The sequence below is a fragment of the Mesoterricola sp. MK458 genome, assembly GCF_055384935.1.
Map to the genome: position 1 here is coordinate 4,616,324 of NZ_AP045075.1, position 20,137 is coordinate 4,636,460.

At 64.3% G+C, this 20,137-nt stretch carries 16 protein-coding genes; 8 read left to right on the top strand and 8 right to left on the bottom strand.

Annotated features, from left to right (window positions below; genetic code table 11):
* Positions 1-202: 202 nt before the first annotated feature.
* The 3 genes from ACZ5LB_RS20130 to ACZ5LB_RS20140 form a co-directional block, all read right to left on the bottom strand.
* Positions 203-634 carry a hypothetical protein gene (locus ACZ5LB_RS20130; RefSeq protein WP_464603996.1) on the bottom strand — a complete coding sequence of 144 codons (432 nt, stop codon included), beginning with the start codon at positions 632-634 and terminating at the stop codon, positions 203-205.
* Positions 635-832: 198 nt separating this feature from the next.
* A complete protein-coding gene (locus tag ACZ5LB_RS20135) occupies positions 833-1,330 on the bottom strand; it encodes a hypothetical protein (protein WP_464603997.1) in 498 nt (165 codons plus the stop codon).
* Between the two features lie 404 nt (positions 1,331-1,734).
* A complete protein-coding gene (locus tag ACZ5LB_RS20140) occupies positions 1,735-2,970 on the bottom strand; it encodes an IS4 family transposase (protein ID WP_464603519.1) in 1,236 nt (411 codons plus the stop codon).
* A gap of 218 nt (positions 2,971-3,188) precedes the next feature.
* Between ACZ5LB_RS20140 and ACZ5LB_RS20145 the strand changes: the two genes are divergently transcribed.
* Positions 3,189-3,422, top strand: a complete 234-nt coding sequence (locus tag ACZ5LB_RS20145) for a hypothetical protein (RefSeq protein ID WP_464603998.1) — start codon at positions 3,189-3,191, stop codon at positions 3,420-3,422.
* 438 nt (positions 3,423-3,860) lie between these two features.
* Here the strand turns inward: ACZ5LB_RS20145 and btsR are convergent, their stop codons facing one another.
* Positions 3,861-4,574, bottom strand: a complete 714-nt coding sequence (gene btsR, locus ACZ5LB_RS20150; RefSeq protein WP_464603999.1) for a two-component system response regulator BtsR — start codon at positions 4,572-4,574, stop codon at positions 3,861-3,863.
* Between the two features lie 211 nt (positions 4,575-4,785).
* Between btsR and ACZ5LB_RS20155 the strand changes: the two genes are divergently transcribed.
* The 7 genes from ACZ5LB_RS20155 to ACZ5LB_RS20185 all read left to right on the top strand — a co-directional run bounded on the left by ACZ5LB_RS20155 (position 4,786) and on the right by ACZ5LB_RS20185 (position 12,539).
* Entirely contained in the window at positions 4,786-5,310 is a 525-nt protein-coding gene (locus ACZ5LB_RS20155) for a LutC/YkgG family protein (protein ID WP_464604000.1), read from the top strand.
* Complete coding sequence (ldhH, locus tag ACZ5LB_RS20160; RefSeq protein WP_464604001.1) at positions 5,307-7,439, top strand: L-lactate dehydrogenase (quinone) large subunit LdhH; 2,133 nt, start codon at positions 5,307-5,309, stop codon at positions 7,437-7,439. The genes ACZ5LB_RS20155 and ldhH overlap by 4 nt, the downstream gene beginning before the upstream one ends.
* A gap of 16 nt (positions 7,440-7,455) precedes the next feature.
* On the top strand, positions 7,456-9,135 hold the full coding sequence (locus ACZ5LB_RS20165; protein ID WP_464604002.1) for a LytS/YhcK type 5TM receptor domain-containing protein: 1,680 nt from the start codon (positions 7,456-7,458) through the stop codon (positions 9,133-9,135).
* A 113-nt stretch (positions 9,136-9,248) separates the two neighbouring features.
* Positions 9,249-10,121 (top strand): hypothetical protein, encoded by an 873-nt coding sequence (locus ACZ5LB_RS20170; RefSeq protein WP_464604003.1) that lies wholly within the window; start codon positions 9,249-9,251, stop codon positions 10,119-10,121.
* 56 nt (positions 10,122-10,177) lie between these two features.
* Positions 10,178-10,471 carry a nucleotidyltransferase family protein gene (locus tag ACZ5LB_RS20175; protein WP_464604004.1) on the top strand — a complete coding sequence of 98 codons (294 nt, stop codon included), beginning with the start codon at positions 10,178-10,180 and terminating at the stop codon, positions 10,469-10,471.
* On the top strand, positions 10,437-10,805 hold the full coding sequence (locus ACZ5LB_RS20180) for a HepT-like ribonuclease domain-containing protein (protein WP_464604005.1): 369 nt from the start codon (positions 10,437-10,439) through the stop codon (positions 10,803-10,805). The genes ACZ5LB_RS20175 and ACZ5LB_RS20180 overlap by 35 nt, the downstream gene beginning before the upstream one ends.
* 501 nt (positions 10,806-11,306) lie before the next feature.
* Positions 11,307-12,539 (top strand): ISL3 family transposase, encoded by a 1,233-nt coding sequence (locus ACZ5LB_RS20185; protein WP_464604006.1) that lies wholly within the window; start codon positions 11,307-11,309, stop codon positions 12,537-12,539.
* Positions 12,540-13,365: 826 nt separating this feature from the next.
* Here ACZ5LB_RS20185 and ACZ5LB_RS20190 read toward each other — a convergent pair.
* The 4 genes from ACZ5LB_RS20190 to ACZ5LB_RS20205 all read right to left on the bottom strand — a co-directional run bounded on the left by ACZ5LB_RS20190 (position 13,366) and on the right by ACZ5LB_RS20205 (position 20,136).
* Positions 13,366-13,914: a hypothetical protein gene (locus ACZ5LB_RS20190; RefSeq protein ID WP_464604007.1), complete on the bottom strand. Its 549-nt coding sequence runs from the start codon at positions 13,912-13,914 to the stop codon at positions 13,366-13,368.
* 3 nt (positions 13,915-13,917) lie between these two features.
* Positions 13,918-18,603 (bottom strand): RHS repeat domain-containing protein, encoded by a 4,686-nt coding sequence (locus tag ACZ5LB_RS20195; RefSeq protein WP_464604008.1) that lies wholly within the window; start codon positions 18,601-18,603, stop codon positions 13,918-13,920.
* A gap of 369 nt (positions 18,604-18,972) precedes the next feature.
* On the bottom strand, positions 18,973-19,866 hold the full coding sequence (locus tag ACZ5LB_RS20200; protein ID WP_464604009.1) for a response regulator: 894 nt from the start codon (positions 19,864-19,866) through the stop codon (positions 18,973-18,975).
* 27 nt (positions 19,867-19,893) lie between these two features.
* Positions 19,894-20,136: a hypothetical protein gene (locus tag ACZ5LB_RS20205; RefSeq protein WP_464604010.1), complete on the bottom strand. Its 243-nt coding sequence runs from the start codon at positions 20,134-20,136 to the stop codon at positions 19,894-19,896.
* Between the last annotated feature and the right edge of the window lies 1 nt (position 20,137).

Below are 20,137 nucleotides of genomic sequence, written 5' to 3' on the forward strand. Positions count from 1 at the left end.
GGTTAAGTATCACGATACGCTTTCGCTTTGATTGAGAGAAGACGGCCCTAGGGTTCTAGCTCCATGCCCTAACGAATGAAGCTACCTGGCCACGCCTGAACCGACGCGATGAGCGAAGCAGAGAATGCAGGGAGTTGAGAGAGAGCGGGAGGCAATGCAGGCGGGGTCCGAGTTGGCCGGAGGGCGAGGCCGAAATTGCGTATCAAATTGAATGATTTTTAGCCTTCGTTTTCAAATCTTTGGAATGGTTTGAAGAATGGAATGCCAAGGTGATGATGGTCGGAATAATAAACCCCTTCAGATAGGAGAGGGGGTGCCTGCCCTGAGTGAAATCAACGGGAAGATTTCCAAAATGGGCCCAATAGTGAGTGATAATCAAGCCGGTTATCGCGACCCACATTCCCCACAAAGCTCGACGGATACCAAAGACGACCAGAAGCAAGCTTAGAGTGATACCAACGCGAAGAATCGACTGCACATATTCATATTTTGTATGGACACTCGTGCCTGTACCCAAATACAAATCGAAGAGGGTGTAGGTATGGTAAAAAATCAGAAGTCCGGCAAGTAGCAGAATGATACATCGCCGAAGCAACAAAGCCACTTTGCCCTGGGTTACATGGTATGCGATCATCGAACATTTCCATTTAATTGTTACAGAATGTGGCCATCCAAAGATTCATCAACTTAATGCCTAATGCAGAAGCAGACCGGCCCCAAAGTGGCGGCGCGGGCGGCGGAGAAGGAGGAAGGAGGTCATGGAGCGGTGGTGGGATGAAGGCACTTTGGGGTCCGGGCCGAGCTCAAGGGTAGGCGTTTAGAATCGGAATGATCACGGGACCACTAGCTTATAGATGTTGCCTTGATCGTCTCTGGCAACACCTCGAGTGGGCCAAGGCTGAGCACTATTGAATTCAATCTGAATGCTGTTTCCATTTGATCCTTTGAGAATTGCTCGTGCATGAATGAGAGAGCCGAGTACGTCAGCTATGTAATACCCTTCGCCATAAACAGTGTCCCAGGCCGCGCTGATGTCTGTTTCTCTCTGCTGAGCAAGAGCAATAGGATCACTGTTGATATAGCCCTCTCTTGACCAGCGCCCACTAAACGATTCACCGCTAGGAAGGGAGAATGAAATATCCCCTGCCATAATAAGCCCAACGCCATTTCTAGAATCATTAGTGAAGGTAACAGGAATGACTGGAATTGGTTTGCTGGTTGATAGTGGCCCATGAATAGGAAATAGGTAGGAAGTTGTATAGGCAATTGGCGGTGTGCACCCGACTAGTAAGGAAATTCCAAGTGTAATAAAGGCCTGTTTGAAGTTCATTTCAGAATCTCCTCTGATTGCGTTACCGAATAGAGCACTTCTGAAACTTGTTGGTTGAAGGTCCTTCGAGGAATTATGCGATAACGTCGGTAACGGCTAACGCTCCAGTTGATCGGCGCTGCCCTGGCGGCGCGACGGTGGGAGGGAAAGAGATTGAGAAGGAGGTATGCCTGAAGGGGGTGCCTCAAGAGCGGCGTCCGGGGTCGAACTCTGGGCTAGGCCCAATACGGTTCACTTAAGGCCAACGACGTGGACCACGGGGTTGGTGCGTGCGTTGCATTTCAAGGTTCGGTTGCGGACGGTCCAGCCACTCATCTTACGCTTCACGCCCCGTGGATTGCAGCGGCGCCTGCTGGAACTCACCATCTCGTCCAGGAGCTCCTTCAGCACCGCGGCATGGGCCTTCAGGCGTTGGCTTGGGGGGAGAGAGCCGCGAAGTGCGGCAGTGTCCGGCGGACCACCCTGACGGCATGGACGAAGGATAGGCGATCCGGATCCACCGTCGCCTGCAAGGCGGCCTCATGCATCAGTCCTCGCACCGCAAAATGGGCGAGAAGGAGACCGTAGAATTCCTGGCGGACCAGATCGGGCGTCTTGCTGCGCAGAAGGGTTTGGCGGCCGCGGAGGTGGGTCTTGAGCTCGTCGAAGGCAGACTCGATCTCCCAGCGCTCGGGGTAGAGGGCGGCCAGTTCTTGGGCTGGAGCGGCCTTGGGATCTAGGATGGTGGTGATGATTCGGTAGGCATGCTCGCCTTCTGGGGCCGCGGGCAGCCTGGGATCCCGCACGCCGTCGAGCGTGTATTCCACGACGCGGACTGTGACCCCTTCCGAGCGTCGGCGCCACCGGTCCTTGATGTCCCAAACCCGGGACAAGTAAGAGCCGTCCTCAAGCTCCACTTCCCGAGGCAGGCCCAGTTTGGCGTTGACCCGCCAGGCCAGGTCCGCGCACGTGGCCCGGGCCTTCTCCCAAAACTCGAAGCCATAGAAGCCACGATCGGCCAGGCAGAGCATCCCGGGCTCCAGGCGCCGGAGCGCTTCCTCGGCCAGGACCCGTTCGCTGGTGGCAAAGGACCCCATCCGGGATCCGAAGAGCACGTGAGTTCCGCTCTCTACCAGTGAGACGAAGCGGAGTTGGGGAAAGCCGCTTTCGCCCCGAGAGGCTGCCGGCCTGCCGAATTCCGCCTCGATGGCTGGATCGTCGGGAAGATCGAGGGTGCTGCCATCGAGGCTGACCACACGCCAACGCTTGTACCAGGCCCCGCGGGTTGCTGGAGTGGCAATGGGCTTGACCAGGTCGTCATGCAACCGCTGGAGCGGCTCCCATCCGAGCCGGGAACGGGCCTGGGAGATGCCGGACTTGCCCGTGATCTTGAGGGTGGCATCGGCTTCCTTGAGCCAACGGAGGCCCTCCAGAAGGCAGCGAAGCACCTCCCTGCAGGAGGCCTGTGTGAACAGGGCCAAGGCGATGACGTAGTAGACCACCACGTGAGCGGGAAGATCGCGCTGGCGCTGGCTGGCCTTCCCAGTGGAGCGCAGGGTGGTTTCCACCCGGTCACGGGGAAAAGCCCGGGCAACGCACCCGAGCGTAATGTAGTCCGATATGCGTGTCCCGCCTTCCAGTGTTGCCGCTGTTCTGGCCATGGAGTGCCCTACTTATAAGTTAGGCAGCATGGGCAGGGCGTCAAGGCTTAAGTGAACGGTATTAAGGTTAGGCAGACGGACGTTTGGTGATGAGACCCGATACTCGGCGCGATGGGGCAATGCCTTGGGTTGAGCAGAGCACCTCACGGTGTTGCCTTTGACCAGGCGGTTCGAATTGTGAAACCAGGAGCAATTGTTTCAACCTGGCGAATTCCAAAATGAACGTCATAGAGATAGTTCAAGGCGATTTTCACTCGATTCGACAGACCAACCCCAAGGGTGAAGCCATCATCGTCACCGCCCGCGGGCCAAAGGCTGCATTCCAGGAGCCCATGATTGACACTCCTAAAGCTGCGCCCCCTCTTTCTCTGGAGTTCAACGCTGAAGGTGATTTCTTCGTTCTGGGCTGCTGGACAATTTGCCTCCCTTTGGTGATGGCAGACAGGAATTGACCCACGCCAAATCTGCTTGCCGTCCACTTCAACAGAGGCATCAACAAATTGCTCTGCATGGAGTGGGGTTGTCCATTTCCAAATGGGAGATTGGCTTGTTGGGGCCTGGGCCGCTAGCACCATACTGGCTAGGAAGACCACAGATAAAAGGGGGAAGGAAATTAGCTTGGCCATTGGTGAGGGAGTGTGGTGCTTCCTGGCGCTGAATTGCTTCGTGGTGGGTGATGCCTAACGACATTTGGGCCAACCTTCCAAAGCCGTCCAAGGTTTGCCGATTCGTGATTGGCGTTGCGTAGGCATTGATTTGCCATGGATTCTACTGCGGGGGGCTGGCTTTGGCGTACCAAACGCGTTCGGATCGGGATTTATCATTTGGACGCCCGATGGCCGCATTCTTTGCGCCCGGAGATTCTGACGCTTCGTGTGGCGGCCGGTCGCCTAGATCCCCAACCGCTCCTTCAACGGCGCCAGAAACCGCCGGCTCACCGGCACCGTTCTCCCCGAGCGGGTGCGGATGAACGCGGCGGCGGGGTCGCGGCGGTCGATCTCGTCGATGCAGGCGAGGTTCACCAGGTACTGCTTGTGGCAGCGCACCAGGTTGGCTCCCTTGGCCTCCAGGACGGTGAGGGTGAGTTCGGTGAGGAACTCGCCTCGGGGGGTGACCACGTGGACGCCGGCTTCGGAGGAGCGCACGCATTCCACCTCGGCGGTGTCCACGAGCTTGATGTTGGGGCCGGCGGTGCAGGGGATGCGGTCGATGGGGGGGCCGGAGGCGGTGGGGCGGCGGCCTTCGCCCAGGAAGCGCTTCACCCGCTCCAGGGCCTGGGCGAGGCGGGCGGGTTCCACGGGCTTGAGGAGGTAGTCGACGGCGTTGCGGTCGAAGGCTTTCAGGGCGTATTCGTCGTACGCGGTCACGAAGATCACGCAGGGCATCCACTCGGGCTCGATCATGCTCAGCATCTGCATGCCGTCCACGCCGGGCATGGAGATGTCCAGGAAGAGCACGTCGGGGCGCGTCTCCCGGAGGGCGCGCAGGCCCTGCACGGCGCCGGGGCAGGTGGCCACCACGGTGACCTCGCCGGTCTCGGCCAGGAGGGCCTCCAGCTCCTCCCGGGCGTGGAGCTCGTCGTCCACCAGCACCGCCCGAAGCATCCCGCGACCTCCGTCAATCATGACAACATCAGTTGACTATAGCATTTCCGCCAATTCTGTCCGCCGGTCGGGGCGGGTTTTGGACCGCCTGGGTCCGAATTGAAACCGGTGGGCAAGATTGTCCGCCGGGCCCCGTCCGGGGGGAACCCGTTCTGCCTATGATCGTCCTACCGCATTTCATTCAACCTCCAGCCACAGGGCAGGGTGAACCATGGACAGACTGTTCGCTTCCTTCAAGGAACGCGCCGAGGCCGCGAGCGCCGAGGTGCACCGCTGCGGTACGGCCGCCGAGGCCCGGGACTTCGTCCAGGGGCTCATCCGGGAGGCGGGTGGCACCGCCCTTTGGGCCCCGTGCCCCTTCCTGGAAGCCGAGGGCCGCCCGGCCTTCCCGGGCCTCTCCTACGACGTGACCCGGGAGGGTGCGGCCCAGGCCACAGTGGGCATCAGCCAGATGGACTGGGCCCTGGCCGACACGGGCACGCTGGTCGTGGACGCCACCGAGGTGGAGGGGCGCCTGGTATCGACCCTTCCGCAGATCCACGTGGCCCTCATCGGGGCCGACCGGATCCTGCCCGACATGGCCTCCGTCCTGGGGCGCATCAAGCCCGCCAAGGCCGGGTTCCTGTCCATGATCACGGGCCCCAGCCGCACGGCGGACATCGAGCGCGTACTCACCATCGGCGTCCACGGGCCGGAGCGGCTCGTGATCGTCTTCCTCGAAGGGAGCGCGGCATGACCACCACGTTCAAGGAATCCATTCAGGATGCCCTGGCCAACCCCAACCTTCGGGGCGCCCTGGGGCGCTTTTCCGAGGCCTACAAGATCAGCCGGGAAAAGGCGTACGCGGGCATGGACTTCGAGGCCGTGCGGGACGCGGTGCGCGACGTGAAGGCCTACGGGGCCTCCCATCTGGAGGAACTGGCCGAGGCCTTCAAGGCCAAGGCCGAAGCCGCCGGCGCCAAGGTCTACCGGGCCTCCGATCCCGCCGAGGTGAAGGCCTACATCCTGGCCCTGGCCAAGGAGAACGGCGTCCGCTCCATCGTCAAATCCAAGTCCATGGCCACCGAGGAGATCCACCTCAACAAGCACCTGGAGGCCGCGGGCATCGAGGTGTTCGAGACCGACCTGGGCGAGTGGATCATCCAGCTCTGCCACCAGACGCCCTCCCACATGGTCATGCCCGCCATCCACATGACCAAGGAGGAGGTGGCCGAGGTCTTCTCCACCAAGGTGGAGGAGGGCCAGCAGCCCGACATCCCCAAACTCGTGAAGTTCGCCCGGGGCAAGCTGCGGAGCCGGTTCCTGAACGCGGACATGGGCATCTCCGGCGCCAACATCGCGGTGGCCGAGACCGGCAGCCTCGTGCTGGTGACCAACGAGGGCAACGCCCGGCTCGTGACCACCCTGCCGAGGATCCACGTGGCGGTGGTGGGCATCGAGAAGCTGGTGGCCACCTTCCAGGACGTCCATCCCATCCTCCAGGCCCTGCCGCGCAACGCCACGAGCCAGCTGCTCACGAGCTACGTCTCGATCATCACGGGCCAGGTCCCCAACACCGACGGAAGCCCCAAGCAGCTGCACATCATCCTCATGGACAACAAGCGCTCGGAGATGGCCGCGGATCCCAAGTTCCGCCAGGCGCTCCAGTGCATCCGCTGCGCGTCCTGCCTGAACGTGTGCCCCGTGTTCCGGCTCGTGGGGGGGCACGTCTTCGGCAAGGTGTACACGGGCGGCATCGGGACGATCCTCACCGCCTGGTTCGACGAGCTCAAGCAGTCCGACGACATCCAGGGGCTGTGCATCCAGTGCGGGGCCTGCAAGGACGTGTGCCCCGGGCGCATCGACATCCCCGACCTCATCCTCGAACTGCGCAGGCGGCTGGCCCTGGAGAAGGGCATGCCCCTGGTGCAGAAGGCCATCTTCTCGGTGGTGAACAACCGCCGGCTCTTCCACTCCCTGCTGCGCGCGGCCTCGGTGGCCCAGAAGCCGTTCGCCAAGGGCGGGTTCATCCGCCACCTGCCGCTCTTCCTGTCCGACCTGACGGAGTTCCGGAGCCTGCCGGCCATCGCGCCGCGGCCCTTCCGCGACACCTTCAAGGACATCGTGCAGCCGGAGTGCAAGGAAAAGGCGGCGATCTACGCGGGCTGCCTCATCGACTTCTCCTACCCGGAAATGGGCGAGTCCGTGGTGCGGGTGCTCAACAAGGCCGGGATCCAGGTGGTGTTCCCCGAGGGCCAGACCTGCTGCGGCGCGCCGGCGCGCTACAACGGCGCCTACGAGACCGCCGCGGGCAACGCCCGGGACAACATCAAGGCCCTTCTGGACGAGGACGTCACCTACGTCGTCTCCGCCTGCCCCACCTGCACCGTGGCCCTGAAGGAGGACTTCATCGCCACCTTCGAGAGCCTGGGCATGGAAGACGCTATGGAGGACGCCCGCAGGCTCTCCGCCAAGACCCTCGACTTCGCCACCCTGGTGAAGAAGCTGGTGGACGAAGGCCGGCTGGAGTTCAAGGAAGGCCAGCAGGCCGAGACGCTTACCTACCACGATTCCTGCCACCTGAAGCGGACCCTCAACGCCCAGCAGGCCCCCCGGGACCTCCTGAAGAAGGCCGGCTTCACGGTCACGGAGATGAAGGAGTGCGACACCTGCTGCGGCATGGCGGGGTCCTACTCCCTCAAGCTGCCCGAGCTGAGCGCCCCCATCCTCGAGCGCAAGCTCGAGAACATCAAGGCCACCGGGGCCACCTCCGTGGCCATGGACTGCCCGGGGTGCGTGCTGCAGATCCGGGGCGGACTGGATAAGCTGGGATCCGGAATCAAGGTCGAGCACACCGCCGTGAGGCTCGCGAAACGTCTGAAGTGACCTGAGCAGGGGGCCCGTGCGATCTCTGGTGACGCTCTTCCAGACCATCTCGGCCTTCCTGGTGCTGTTCTACCTCTACTGCGAATCCCCCGCGTTCCAGCCCCTGTCCTCGGACTGGGCCCGGCCGCGGGGGAGGGTGCGGCTGTTCCTGGTCTTCACGTGCATCACCATCCTGGGCAACTACCTGGGCACCCCGGTGCTCAAGGGCGGGGCCATCATCAACGCCCGGGCCGTGGGCGCGGTGCTGGCGGGGCTGCTGGGGGGGCCGGTGCTGGGCGGCCTGGTGGGGGCCACCGCGGGGGTCCACCGCATGAGCCTGGGGGGCATCGCCGCCCTTTCGGGCGCGGTGGCCACGACGCTGGAAGGCGTGCTGGCCGGGTTCCTGAGCCGCAGGCTGCGGGACCGGCCGGAGGTGCTCATCACCATGAAGGTGGCCTTCCTGGCCACCTTCGCCGGCGAGGTGCTCCACATGGGCGTCGTGCTGCTCCTCACCCGGCCCTTCCCGGAGGCCGTGGAGATCGTGAAAGTCATCGCCCCGCCCATGGTTTTCCTGAACCCGGTGGGCGCCGCCCTGCTCATGGCGGTGCTCCTGCACCGGCAGCGGGACCTGGACCGGGTGGCCGCGGCGTCGTCGGCCGCCGCCCTGCGGGTCGCCGAGCGCGCCCTGGGCCTGCTGGGCCGGGGTTTCGGTCCGGAAACCGCGGGCGAGATGGCCGCCATCGTCAAGGAGGAGACCGGCGTCGGGGCCGTGGCGGTGACCGACAACGAGAAGGTGCTAGGCTTCGTGGGGCTGGGGTCGGACCACCACCGCCCCGGCAGCCCCATCTCCTCGGCGCGCACCCGGCAGGCCATCCAGGAGCGGGCGGTGGTCTTCGCCGACGGCCTGCACCAGGTCTTCACCTGCGGGGTCGAGGCGCGGTGCCCGCTCCATTCCGTCCTGGTGGTGCCCCTGGAGGTGGACGGGACGGTCCTGGGCACCGTCCAGCTGCTGGAGCCCAAGAACCGGCGCTTCCTGCACATGAACCGCCGCCTGGGCGAGGGCATCGGCACGCTGCTCTCCAGCCAACTGCTCATCGCCAAGTACCAGGAACAGAAGAACCTCCTGGTGCTCAGCGAACTCAGGCTCCTGCGGGCCCAGGTGAACCCGCACTTCCTCTTCAACTCCCTGAACACCATCATGGCCATCCTGCGCACCGACGCCGCCCGGGGGCGGGAGCTGGTGGGCCACCTCTCGGGCTACTTCCGCAAGAACCTCCAGCGCCACGGGGAGCTCAGCACCCTGGAGGAGGAGCTGGAACACATCCGGGCCTACCTGGAGATCGAAAAGGCCCGCTTCGAGGGGCTCCGGGTGGAGATCGACGTGGCGCCGGCCTTCCGGGCCGCGAAGGTGCCCACCTTCACCCTCCAGCCCCTCGTGGAGAACGCCATCCGCCACGGCGTCTCCCGCCTGCCGGGGCAGGGGACGGTGCGGATCCTGGCCTTCGCCGAGGGGGGCGCCCTGAGGATCGACGTGGAGGACGACGCGGGGGCCTTCGACGAGGGCCGGCGTTCCCGGGAGGGCCTGGGCCTGCGCATCGTCCAGAAGCGCCTGGCGAGCCTCTTCGGTCCCGGGGCGGGGCCGGAGATCCACTGCGAGCCCGGCAGCCTCACCCGCATGACCATCCGGGTGCCCCTGGAGGGCGCCTTGGTGGAATGATGGAGCCGGAGGCTCGACCATGGCCAGTCCCGAGAACGCCACCTTCGGATCCCCCGGCGGCCGGGGCTTCCACTTCGCCGACCCCAGCGGGAACGTGCTCGCCGTCCGCACCGATGTGGCATAGGCGGGCCGGGGCGGTCCTCCTTCTCGCCGGGGCCCTCCACGGGGAGCCTCCCGGGAAGGTGGTGGTGCTGGAGGCCGCCACCACGGGGATCCCGCCCCTGCCGGCCAGCGTCGCGGAGGCCCGCAAGGACTACGCCCGGGTCCGCAAGGACCTGGACACCGCCTACCGGGAGGCCGGGGCCTACCTGGCGGCGTGCTCCCGGGACCTTGCCGCCCTGGGCCGGGGCGGCGCCCCGTTCATCCTCCCCGCGGCCCTGGCCGGGGAGGCCCAGACCCTGTCGGGATTCCTGTTCGACGGGGCCTTCCTGGCCCTGGAGGACCCGCTCCTCCAGCACTGGAACGCGTGGCAGACCACGCTGCTCCGCCAGGGCATGGCCCGGCCCGCCGAGGCCCAGCGCATGGCCGACAGCATGCGGCTCCTGTCCTCCAGCAAGGCCGAGGTCACCGGCCGGATCCCCCCCGCCGGCAGCACCCTGGAGGTCCTTTGCGAGGACCCCGCCGGCCGGGAGCACACGGTGCTGCGCCTCCCCCCCAACGTCCGGTGGGTGGAGGTGCTGGCCGTGGACCGCATGGAATACGGGGCCAACACCGAGTTCGGCAAGCTCGCTACCACCTACGCCGACGCCCAGGCCGCGCATCTGGCCGAGGCCTGGGCGCCCCTCACCGCCCACCTGAAGCGCGAAGCCGCGGCCCTCCTGGACCTGGACCGAACCGCCCCACCCACGGACGAACCGGCCCTCAAGGCCCTCAGGCTCATGGCCAGGGTGAACTACATGGAGCGTTTCCGGTCCACCCTGTGGTTCTGCCAGGTGGTTTGGGCGCACATGGCGTCGAAGAAGGTTCTGTCAATTCAGCAGATGTGATGGCGCCAACCGGATATCGCCCAGCAGCATTATCCTGCAGCGGAAGGAACCTACCCATGGACCGGCAGGAAATCATAGAAATCCTCCAGCCCGCGATCCCTGAACTCATGGAGCGCTATGGTGTGCTCCATCTGGATCTCTTCGGCAGTTTCGCCCGCGGCGATGCCAGGCCGGATAGTGATGTGGACTTCATCGTGACGTTCGCCGGTGCCCCCACCTTTAACCGCTTCATGGGGCTGAAGGAGGATCTGGAAGCCTTGTTGATGCGGGATGTCGATCTCGTCACCTCGACGGGCTTGAGGCCCAGGATCCGGGATGCCGTCCTGGCGGAAATGCACCGTGTCGCGTGATCAAGGGTTGTATCTCCAGGACATCCTGGCGGCCTGTTCCAAGGTCCTGATCCTTGCGGAAGGAATGGACCTCGATGGATTTTCGAATGATTGGCGGGTCCGGGACGCGGTCCTCCACAACCTGGAGGTGGCGGGCGAGGCGGTAAAACGACTTCCGGCGGAATTGGTTGCAGCCTATCCCGAAATCCCGTGGAAGCGCATCGCCGGATTCCGGGACGTGCATGCCCATGCCTATTTCTCACTGGATGACGCAATCGTGTGGGACGTGGCCGCCAACCATATCGAACCTCTCCAGGAGACCGTCCGAAAAATCCTGGAGCAGTTGGATTCCTAGGGTAGCCGGATCTCCACCCCCGCATGGTTTCCGGCCCCCAGGTTCCATTGGCTCGAATGAATTGGGGCCGACAGCCGCAGATCCTCGGATGGCCGAGTCCCAGCAGGTGTTTTCAGCAGATGTGATGGAGCTAACCGAATATTGGCCGCCAGCAGTGGACCTGTTTGTTGGCCCGTCGCTGTTTCGTGTGGGTAACCAGCGCATAAACCGCCGACCTGTTCCGTGCTGTGGCCCAGTTCCGCAAGGTTTCCTGGAACGGTGAAACCAGGACTCGGATTCCAGGAAAGAAGTGGCTCAAAACCATGCTGCTGCTGACCGTCGCTGTGGGCGGTGTGGGAAACGCGTCAGCGTTTTCCAGGCGGAGCCCGAGGGTGTGGGAAGGACGCGGACCCGAAGGGCGGCCATAGGCCGTTCCGCGGAGCGGAATCCGCCGGGCTTTCCATTCCCGAGCACCGGCCACAGAGGGTGGGTCGGCGCGCCTGTTCCATGGACAATGGGGCCATGGACACCAACACCCTGTTCACCATGGCACTCGGCCTCCAGGCCCCTTGGGAGGTCAAGAACCTCCAGTTCGACGAGGAGGCCAAGCGGTTGGACATCACGATCGATTTCACCCGTGGGGCTGACTTTCCATGCCCGGTCTGCGGCCAGCCCGCCAAGGTCCACGACACCGAGGAGAAGACCTGGCGGCACCTGGACTTCTTTCAGCACGCCGCTTACCTGACGGCCCGGGTGCCTCGCTGCAAGTGCGATGTGGACGGGGTCAAACAAGTCCAGGTCCCCTGGGCTCGACCCGGATCAGGCTTCACCCTCCTGTTCGAAGCCTTGATCATGACCTTGGTCCAGGCCATGCCGGTAGCCACAGTCGCCAAGCTGGTCGGCGAGCACGATACCAAGCTCTGGCGGTTGGTACATCACCACGTGGATGAGGCCCGGGCAAAGGTGGACATGTCCGCCGTCACCCGGATCGGCATTGACGAGACCGCCGCCAAGCGCGGGCACAACTACATCACCCTGGTCATGGACATGGAGGAGAAGAAGGTTCTGTTCGGTGTGGCCGGGCGAAGCCATGAGACCGTGCAGGCCTTCAAGGCCGACCTGGTGGCCCACATGGGTGACCCGGGGAGGATCGAGGAGGTCTGCCTGGACATGTCTCCCTCGTTCATCAAGGGGCTGAGGGCGCACTTCCCGAAGGCGTACCTGACCTTCGACCGCTTCCATGTCATGCAGATGATCAACAGGGCCGTGGACGACGTGCGGCGCCGCGAGGCCAAGGATCGGCCTGAGCTCAAGAAGACCCGCTACATCTGGCTGAAGAACCCCTCGAACCTCAGGGCGACCCAGGCTGGGAGGCTCCAGGAGCTGCGGGGCGCGAACCTGCTGACGGCTGAGGCCTACCGAATGAAACTCACCCTCCAGGACTTCTATGAGCAGGCGAATCCACAAGCGGCCGGGATGTTCCTGAAGGAGTGGATCACGATGGTCAGGGAGTCCGGCATCCAACCCATGGTCAAAGCCGCCGACACGCTCAAGGACCACATGGCTGGGGTTCTGCGCTGGTTCAAGAGCGGCCTAGCCAATGGCCTGCTGGAAGGCATCAATTCGCTGCTCCAGGCCGCCAAGTCCAAAGCCCGGGGCTACCGGACCATCCGCAACCTGGTGACGATGGCCTACCTCATCGCCGGCAAGCTGAAGTTCGATCTGACCCCAGCCTGGCAAACCGCCCGGTTATAACCGGTCGCTACCCACTCGATTCAGCGAGGAACCTGCTTTTCCCTCGTAGGAGACCATCGCACGGCCACCATCGCCGGGGCGACCTTAACGACTAATATAATTTGCAAAATAATTTCATTATATGGCACCTTCCACGCCTGAATCAGCACTCTCCCCGTTGAGGAGGAACATCGCAATTGTTCCGTCCCGCGATGGAGGCTGTCATGAATAAGCTCGGCAGTTAAATTCTTATACAGAAAAGGACTTGTCGCTCATCATCGGAGGAATGATGCTCGCGTTGAGAGGCTCTGACAGGCCATTGACCAACCCGGCAACCCCGTCCAATTTCTCATGCCATGACCTGGGAAATCGAATGACCTGCGGAATGATCGACGGTGCGGCCAGGGGCTTTCAACAGGGCGGTCCGGCTGGTGTTCCCCCCGGAGCCATCGGTGGAGGACTGGCGGCGGGAATGGGCTATTGCGCCACCCATGGCCCTGGGGTTGGACCAACCTATTCGTCCAATATCGATTCCTGTATGCGCATTCCTGCGAACCGCCAACCCCTATACATGTAGATCTGCCCCGCAGTTGGGCCAAGTAACCAGCAATCAATTCGATTAAGGCCCCCACATCAAGTACAATCCTGGCGTGGGGCTACAGGGCATGGGGAGAATGGGTGTATGCATTCAAGGAAATTCCCTGTTTATATTGCTATCTTCTCAATCATTCTCCTCTACCTGGCCCTGGGTGGGATCAACATCTGGACAGGGATGGCAAGCCTTGCGATAGGCTACCTAACGGTTACTTTATTGCGCCCAAAATCATCCAGCTAGCCTTGGAAAACCTCAGAGATCTGAGTCCCAGCGGGTGTTGTGATAGGTGGTGCGCTCCCAGACCTCGGTGGGGAATTCACCGTGCCTCCAGAGACGCTCGACGATCTGGTATTTCCCCTTCCGGTGCCTGGAGGGGAGCATTCTGAACTTCACCTCGTAGGAAGCCGCTGCATCGCCACCCTCAACGGAAAGAACGTAAGCGTTCTTCTCCTTCCATGCCTTCGCCTTGACCGGATCAAAAATATCCGCGAACGCGCTCTGGGGAATGAGCACGAAGACCCCGTCGATCTGGATCTGTACTTTCCTCAGGGGCTTGGTCCAGTTCTCCCGCCCCTTCATCCAGGAAAATGGATTTGCGTTCATGGCTTCAATTTCGGATTCGGTCGGATGCTGGGTCGGAATCATGTCGAATTGGATCTTCATTCGAGTGCTTCCCCCCAGCGTGCCCTCGAGGACAAAGGTGTTGCCTTTGGCCTTGCCCTCAAGGGGTGGGGAACCCTGAAGCACACCAGGCATCGCGAGGATCATGGCCAGGAGGAAGGAACTGGATCCCCTTGTCATAACTTATCTCCTTGGGGGGCACCATCTGGGAGGGGGGCAGTATCTGGGGGGGGCGTATCTGAGAGGGGGCGGTGGCGGCTCGGGTGGAGGCGCTACGGTGAGGCGGGTAGCGCCACTGTCGCTTATGAATTGGCGTCCTTTTTGGTTAAGGATCGGACATCCATGGGATTCCTGCCCGAAATTTGATGGATTTCGAGACGGGCCGTGGATGTAGAACTGGTTGTCGCGCCCGAAAAGGTCGGTACCCTCCCTTGGGCGGAGGGGTATCGCCAACTCGCCCAGACGTGGATGGGTGACAGAGGGTTGAATCGTCCAATCCCCTTGTGGGATAGGTCCGTGGTCCTTCCATGACTGTAAGCTTGGTTCATTCTTCCCCAACCCCCTCCCAGACCACCCCGTCCCGATGGAGGCGTCCCTCGGGAACCCAAGGGTGTCGGAATGGTAGGTGAAGGTTCCGGAGGGCTGGGAGTAGGTCACGGTGGGTTCGGTGGTGAGGCGGTCACCTTGCATGAAGTTCTGGAAGCCGCTCATGGCGTTTCCCAGTTGGCTGCCCTCGTGGATGAAGCTGGGATTCCAGGGGGAAATGGGCGGAGGGCCGCCGGGGGCGGGAGGCGGGGCGAAGGTGGGGTTGAACAGGCCACTCATGTCCGGTGGCGACGGGCGCAGGGGCGGCGGGGGATCCACCGGGACCATGGCGCAGCCGGTGGGGTCCGCGAAGGCGGTGGGCATTCCCTGGACGAAGGCATAGCGATTCCAGAATTGGGAGGTCGCGGGACCGGATGGGCAGAGGGGGTCGGGGGACAGGAAGCGCCGGTAGGCGGGCAGGAGCAGCCTGGCCTGGAGCCGGATGAGACCCGCGGGCGCTGCGATTTCGCCGCCGGTGAATCCCTGGGGGGCTCGGCCTTCCACATCCAGGGTCTCGCCGTGGGGCAGGTGCTTCATGCGAGCCACCACAACCCCGGCGGGCCCGGTGACCATGCGGACCCTGCCCAGGCGGTCCAGGTGGAGGAATCGGGTGCCCCGGCCATCCACTTCCGCAAGCGGATGGGTACCCAGGTGAATGAGGTCCCGGCGCCAAACGGGATCCTCCCCCTCCCACTGGCTCACCAGTCGGCCATCATCGTCATGCACGTTGACCGTGCGGGCGATGCGGGTTGATCCCTCCCAGATTTCCGAAAGGGTGCAAAGGCCCCGGGCATCATAGGCGTAGGTTTCAGTGCGCCCGGTCCGCGCATCAAAGCAGCCGGTCACCCGCCCCAGGGCGTCCACGGCCAGGTTCAGCTGGGTCCGGGGGTTCCCTGTCTGGGCCCAGACCTGCGTCAAATGCCCCTGGGCGTCGTACTCCGCTCCGGTGGGAACGCCGCCGGCGGTGGCGGGGAGACGGTTGGAGGCCCGAAGGGCGACCTGCTCCTTCGCGTTCAGGGAGAAGTTGTTGAAGGTGTAACGCGGGCTGAGTTCCCCTGGAACGTCGCCGGATGCGAAGGAGTGTACAAGGTTGCCTTCGAGATCATATCGGTAAGTCACCGCGACGAGGCCCGCGCCATCCAGGCGCCGGGCGGTCACGCCGGTGAGGCGGTCCATGGCATCGAAACCATACCGGTCCTCTCCGTCGGAGACAAGGCGGCCCCGCTGGTCATAGTCGTAGGCCCAGGACAGTCCCCCGGCGCCACCCGGGAGTCGGGTGCAGAGCGCACGAAGGAACCCCGCGGGGTTCCGGTCAAAATGCGTCGTGACACCGTTTGCGAGGGTCAGGGTGGAGCACAACCCCGTGGCGGCATTCACCGACACCTCTGCGATGGGGACCCCGTTCCGGGAGACGGCCCTGGGCATGCCCTCCGGGTCGTGGTCCACCACCACCGTGTTCGATCCCACGCCGGCCGCCACTTCGGCGCCGGCCAGGTCGCGGGTGAAGAACTGAGGGATGACCACCTCGCGGGAACCCAGGCGCACCCGGGTTTCCATCCGGGAAAGGCGCCCCCCCGGGGCCCCGAAGGTGCGCCGCACCTCCACGGCGCCGTCCCGGTGCCGCCAGCATTCCGCCATGGCCGCGCCGTGCGCGCCAGAAGGATCATCGTAGTCGAACGCCTCATCCACGGTGCCATCCTCCGAACGAATCGCGAGCGGGCGCATCAGGGTGTCGAAGCTGGTCCGGAGAATGCGGCCGGCCCGGTCCACGGTTCCGGGTGCGCCGGTGACCGTGAAATCGCGGTAGGTGGTTAGGCCGGTTTCCGGCTGGATGGTGCGGGTCAACCAGCCGAACCGGTTGAAGGTCCAGGTGCGGGCCTGGTGGTCCCCCTGCCGCGCGCCCGTCATTCGATCCGCATCGTCGTATGCGAAACGCGTCCTGCCACCCAGGGCGTCCGCCACTTCCACCACACGGCCGAGCGCGTCCCGGCGGGAGGAGCCCCGGTCCGTAGAGGTGACGAGGCCTGCGTGCCGCAGGCGGGTCGCAGGAATTCCGTTTCCGGCATGGAGGATGAGCCTTCCCTGCCTGTCATAGGCCCAGGTCTGGCCGGGCCCCATCTTGCCCGGGAGCCGGGTCCCTTCGCCTTCCATCCAGGCCGAGGCGAAGGTCAGGCGGCCCATGGTGTCGTAATCCAACTTCCGATGGAAGGGACGAGCGCCCCCGCGGCTCACCTGGGTCAACTGGCCGAATCCGTCGTAGCGGTAGGTCGTCCGGCAGGCACCCCGGGCCACGGTAAAACCCAGGTGGTCGTCCTCGTAGCGGATCACGGTGGGGCGGCCCCCGTCCGGTGGCTCCATGCGGATCGTGCGTCCGCCGGCATCCCGGACGATGGTCGTTCGCTTTCCGTTGGCGTCCGTGAGGCCAATTATCCGTCCGAAGTCGTCCCGTTCCTGTCCCCGGGCCCAGGCCGCGCCCAGGGGGCGGGCCTCCGCCATGAAGCCCATCTCGTCATACCGGAACGTGGTGCCCACACGGCCTGACAGGCGTAGGCCAGAGGGGGATTCCAGAGTTCTCGCAAGGAGGCGGGGGCCATGCCACCGGAAGGTCTCGTGCACCGCGAGGGCATTGTCGGCCTCCCAGGCTACGGATGCGGGCCGGCGGGTTCCCGGTTCGAATTGGGTACGCTTGTCCGCCCAGCCGGGACGGGTTTCCTTGACCGGCCGGGCCCAGATCCAGCACGCCGGTTCGGCGTCCAGTGTCCAGGTCACGGACCGGTCGAAGTCAGGCTGCTTCGTCTCCTCGGCCGTGCCCACCTGAAAGACCTTCCGTCGCCAACCCAGGCTGGCCGGGTCCCAGTCCTCGAGGGCCTGGACCGACACCACGCCGGTGCCGGCCTCCCAGGTCCGGACCCGGGAGGCATAGGGCCGCGTGCCCAGGGCGGGGTCGCCCGTGGGGTTCACGGCCGACCGGAACTCGAATCGGTCGTGGGTTGACGTGAGCCAGGGACGGCCGTTTCGCAGGGCCTCCTCGGATTCGAAGCGCTGCTCCAGGGTCACCATTGGGTACGGATCGCCATGGTGCCGGAGGTGGGCAGCCAGGGCTTCCGTTCCTGCGTCCGGGGCGGCGAAGTGGAACACCTCCAGAGTCCCGTCGGGCCGGGTGACGGTATCGGACCAAAGGACAGAGCGCCAACCCATGGCCAGCGGATCCCGTTCCGGCAGGACCCGCCGGTGGCGGGTCGCGCGGTCCGGCGCGTGGCCCGTGAGGTCCCGTTCCGTAAGGGCGGAAATCCCGAAGGCCCAAAGGCTCTGGCCGGGCAGGTGAGTGCAGCGGAGCGCAGGACGGCCCTCCCATTCCAGATCCACCTCTCTGCCTGGGAAACCCACGGATTGGAGCACCGTGGGGGCGAAAGCCGCCGGACCCACCGGGCACCTGCCATAGGTGAAGGTCACGGATTCGTCGGTGGCCGGGTGGGTGAGCCGAAGGGGTTGCAGATTGCGCAGGAATGCCTCGGGAGGCGGTTCGCCGAAGGCGCCCTTTTGCCGTACGAGCGTTCCAAGGGTGAAGGAAGGCCCGGGTCCCGCTGCCGAACGGTAGTCGATGTGGAGGGTCGCCTCGAAGGCCGGACCCTCGCCAGAGCCTGCTCCGTCCCCCAGGGACGGTGCCGACGTGACCGACCGGGTGTCGTCGAGGGTGACCTGGATGACTGCGGACCCTCGGCTGGCCTGGAATCGGGAACCCGGACCGTGGGTGAACGCGATGGCATCGCCGAAGCCGTCATGGATGGCTGAAAGGCTGTAATGGGCCCGCCGGATTCCGTCCCCGACCACGGGGACCGCAAGGCGATACACGTAGGCCAGATCGCCGTGGATGGCCAGGAACGCGGGCGGAGGGGCCCCGGGGAACCCGCTCGGATCCATACCGCCCGGGGCCAGTCCCACGAGGAGATCGCCCTGCGCGCCGGGCCCCACGTAGGGAGCCCCGGGTTCGAATCCGCAGGGGCGAGCGCCGCTTCCGGGAAGGAATCGGGCCAGACACCGCGCGGCGTCAACGCCGTGGGGCAGGGTGCCGGCCAGATGGGAGCGGGTGCCGTCCGGGTACGACCACCTGGCCGAAAGAGGCTGTTTCGAGCCCCATTCCACGTCCAGGAAGCCGGGGCTGAGGTCGAAGCCGGCCGCTGTGACGGGGCCCTGTCCGTCCACATGCGGATGACAACGCCCCCGTAGGACCGGCACGAAGCTGAGGCCGGGCCGGCCGAGGCCCGGCCCGAGGGGAATGGCCAAGTCCAAGGCGCCTGACGCCAGTTCGACGCCCAGGCCGCCATGGGTGATCGCGGGGCCTTTTGCGAATGGAATTGATTTATTCGTTGAAAAACAGCCGCTGTCATTCGCGTCCAGATTAAGAAGGGGCGCGAACCCGAGCAGCGCCAGTCTGGCTGCGAACGTGGTTCGAGTGTCCATGGTTCCGTCCGGTGGATGTGGAGCGCCACGCGAAGGTCCGTGGATCCGGCCCCTTCCGTGGGTTCACCGGAAAGTCTGGATTCTATTTTTTGCTTTGCAACCCGGGTTAAGCGTCAAAAAATTAATGTTGATTCTGGTCTTGTAGGTTTGGTCCATGGAGAAATGAAGGCCGCATCAGGGTGGGGAAGGCCCCTATGCCAGCTTGATCTCCGCCCTCACATGGTTCCCTTCGCCCAGGTATTCCAGCCGGTCGAAGCTGTCCATCTTGGCCATGAAGATGCCCCGGCCGTGGTTGTCGAAGAGGCGGGAGGGGTTGGGCACCACGAAGTTCCGCCAGTCGAAGCCCTTGCCCTGGTCGCGCACCTCGAAGGCGATGCGGTCGGGGTGGCGGGTGACTTCCACTTCCACCCACTTGTCCTGGTTCTCGGGGAGGGCCTGGCGGCGGTTGATCTCGGCCTTCCAGGCGTTCTTGGCCAGGAGTTCGCCCTTTTCCGGGTAGGTGATGCCCAGGTTGCCGTGCTCCAGGGCGTTGATGAGGAGTTCGGAAAGGCCGGTGACGGAGCGGGCGGGGTCGGGGCAGGCCTTGGCCAGGAGGTTGGTGAGCTCGTGGCACTCCAGCAGGGTGCGGAAGCGGAAGCGGCCCGTCACCATCATGGAGAGGGGCGTGCCCAGGCGCTCCACCTCGGCGTGGAGCACGCGGATGCGGGCGATGTCCTGGGCGGCGGTCTTGACGATGCCCAGCACCACGCGCTGGGTGAAGGGCTTGGTGAGGTAGTAGTAGGCGCCGGCCTCCATGCCCCGCTGGATGTCCTCGGGGGAGCTGGAGGCGGTCTGGAGGATGACGGGAAGGTCCTTGAGCTGGGCGTTGGCCTTCATGCGCTTGAGGACCTGGAAACCGTTCATGCGCGGCATCACCAGGTCCATGAGAAGGACGTCGAAGGACTCAGGCGCCTTGCGCAGATAGGCCAGGACCTCGGCCCCGTCCTCGGCGGCCACGGTCTCCATGCCGGCCTTGCTGAGCACCCGCACCAGGAGCGCGAGATTCGTGGAATCGTCGTCGGCGACCAGGACTCGGATCTTGCTCATGGGCCCACCCGCGTCCGATGATAGCCGCTATTTGTGGAACAGGGGGGCCGAGCACTGCTTGCAATTGGTCTGGTGCGGCGGGTTCCGGGTGCCGCAGTGGGAACAGATCTTGTCCTGGGACCGCTTGCGGCGGTAGAGGCGCAGGTACATCAGGCCCAGGAGCACGCACAGGATCACGCCCTTCTGGGGGCCGGTGAGCACGAAGCCGGTGATGCTCTTCACGCCGGCCTTCGCGGGCTGCTGGGTGACTTCCATCGCGGGTTGCAGCATG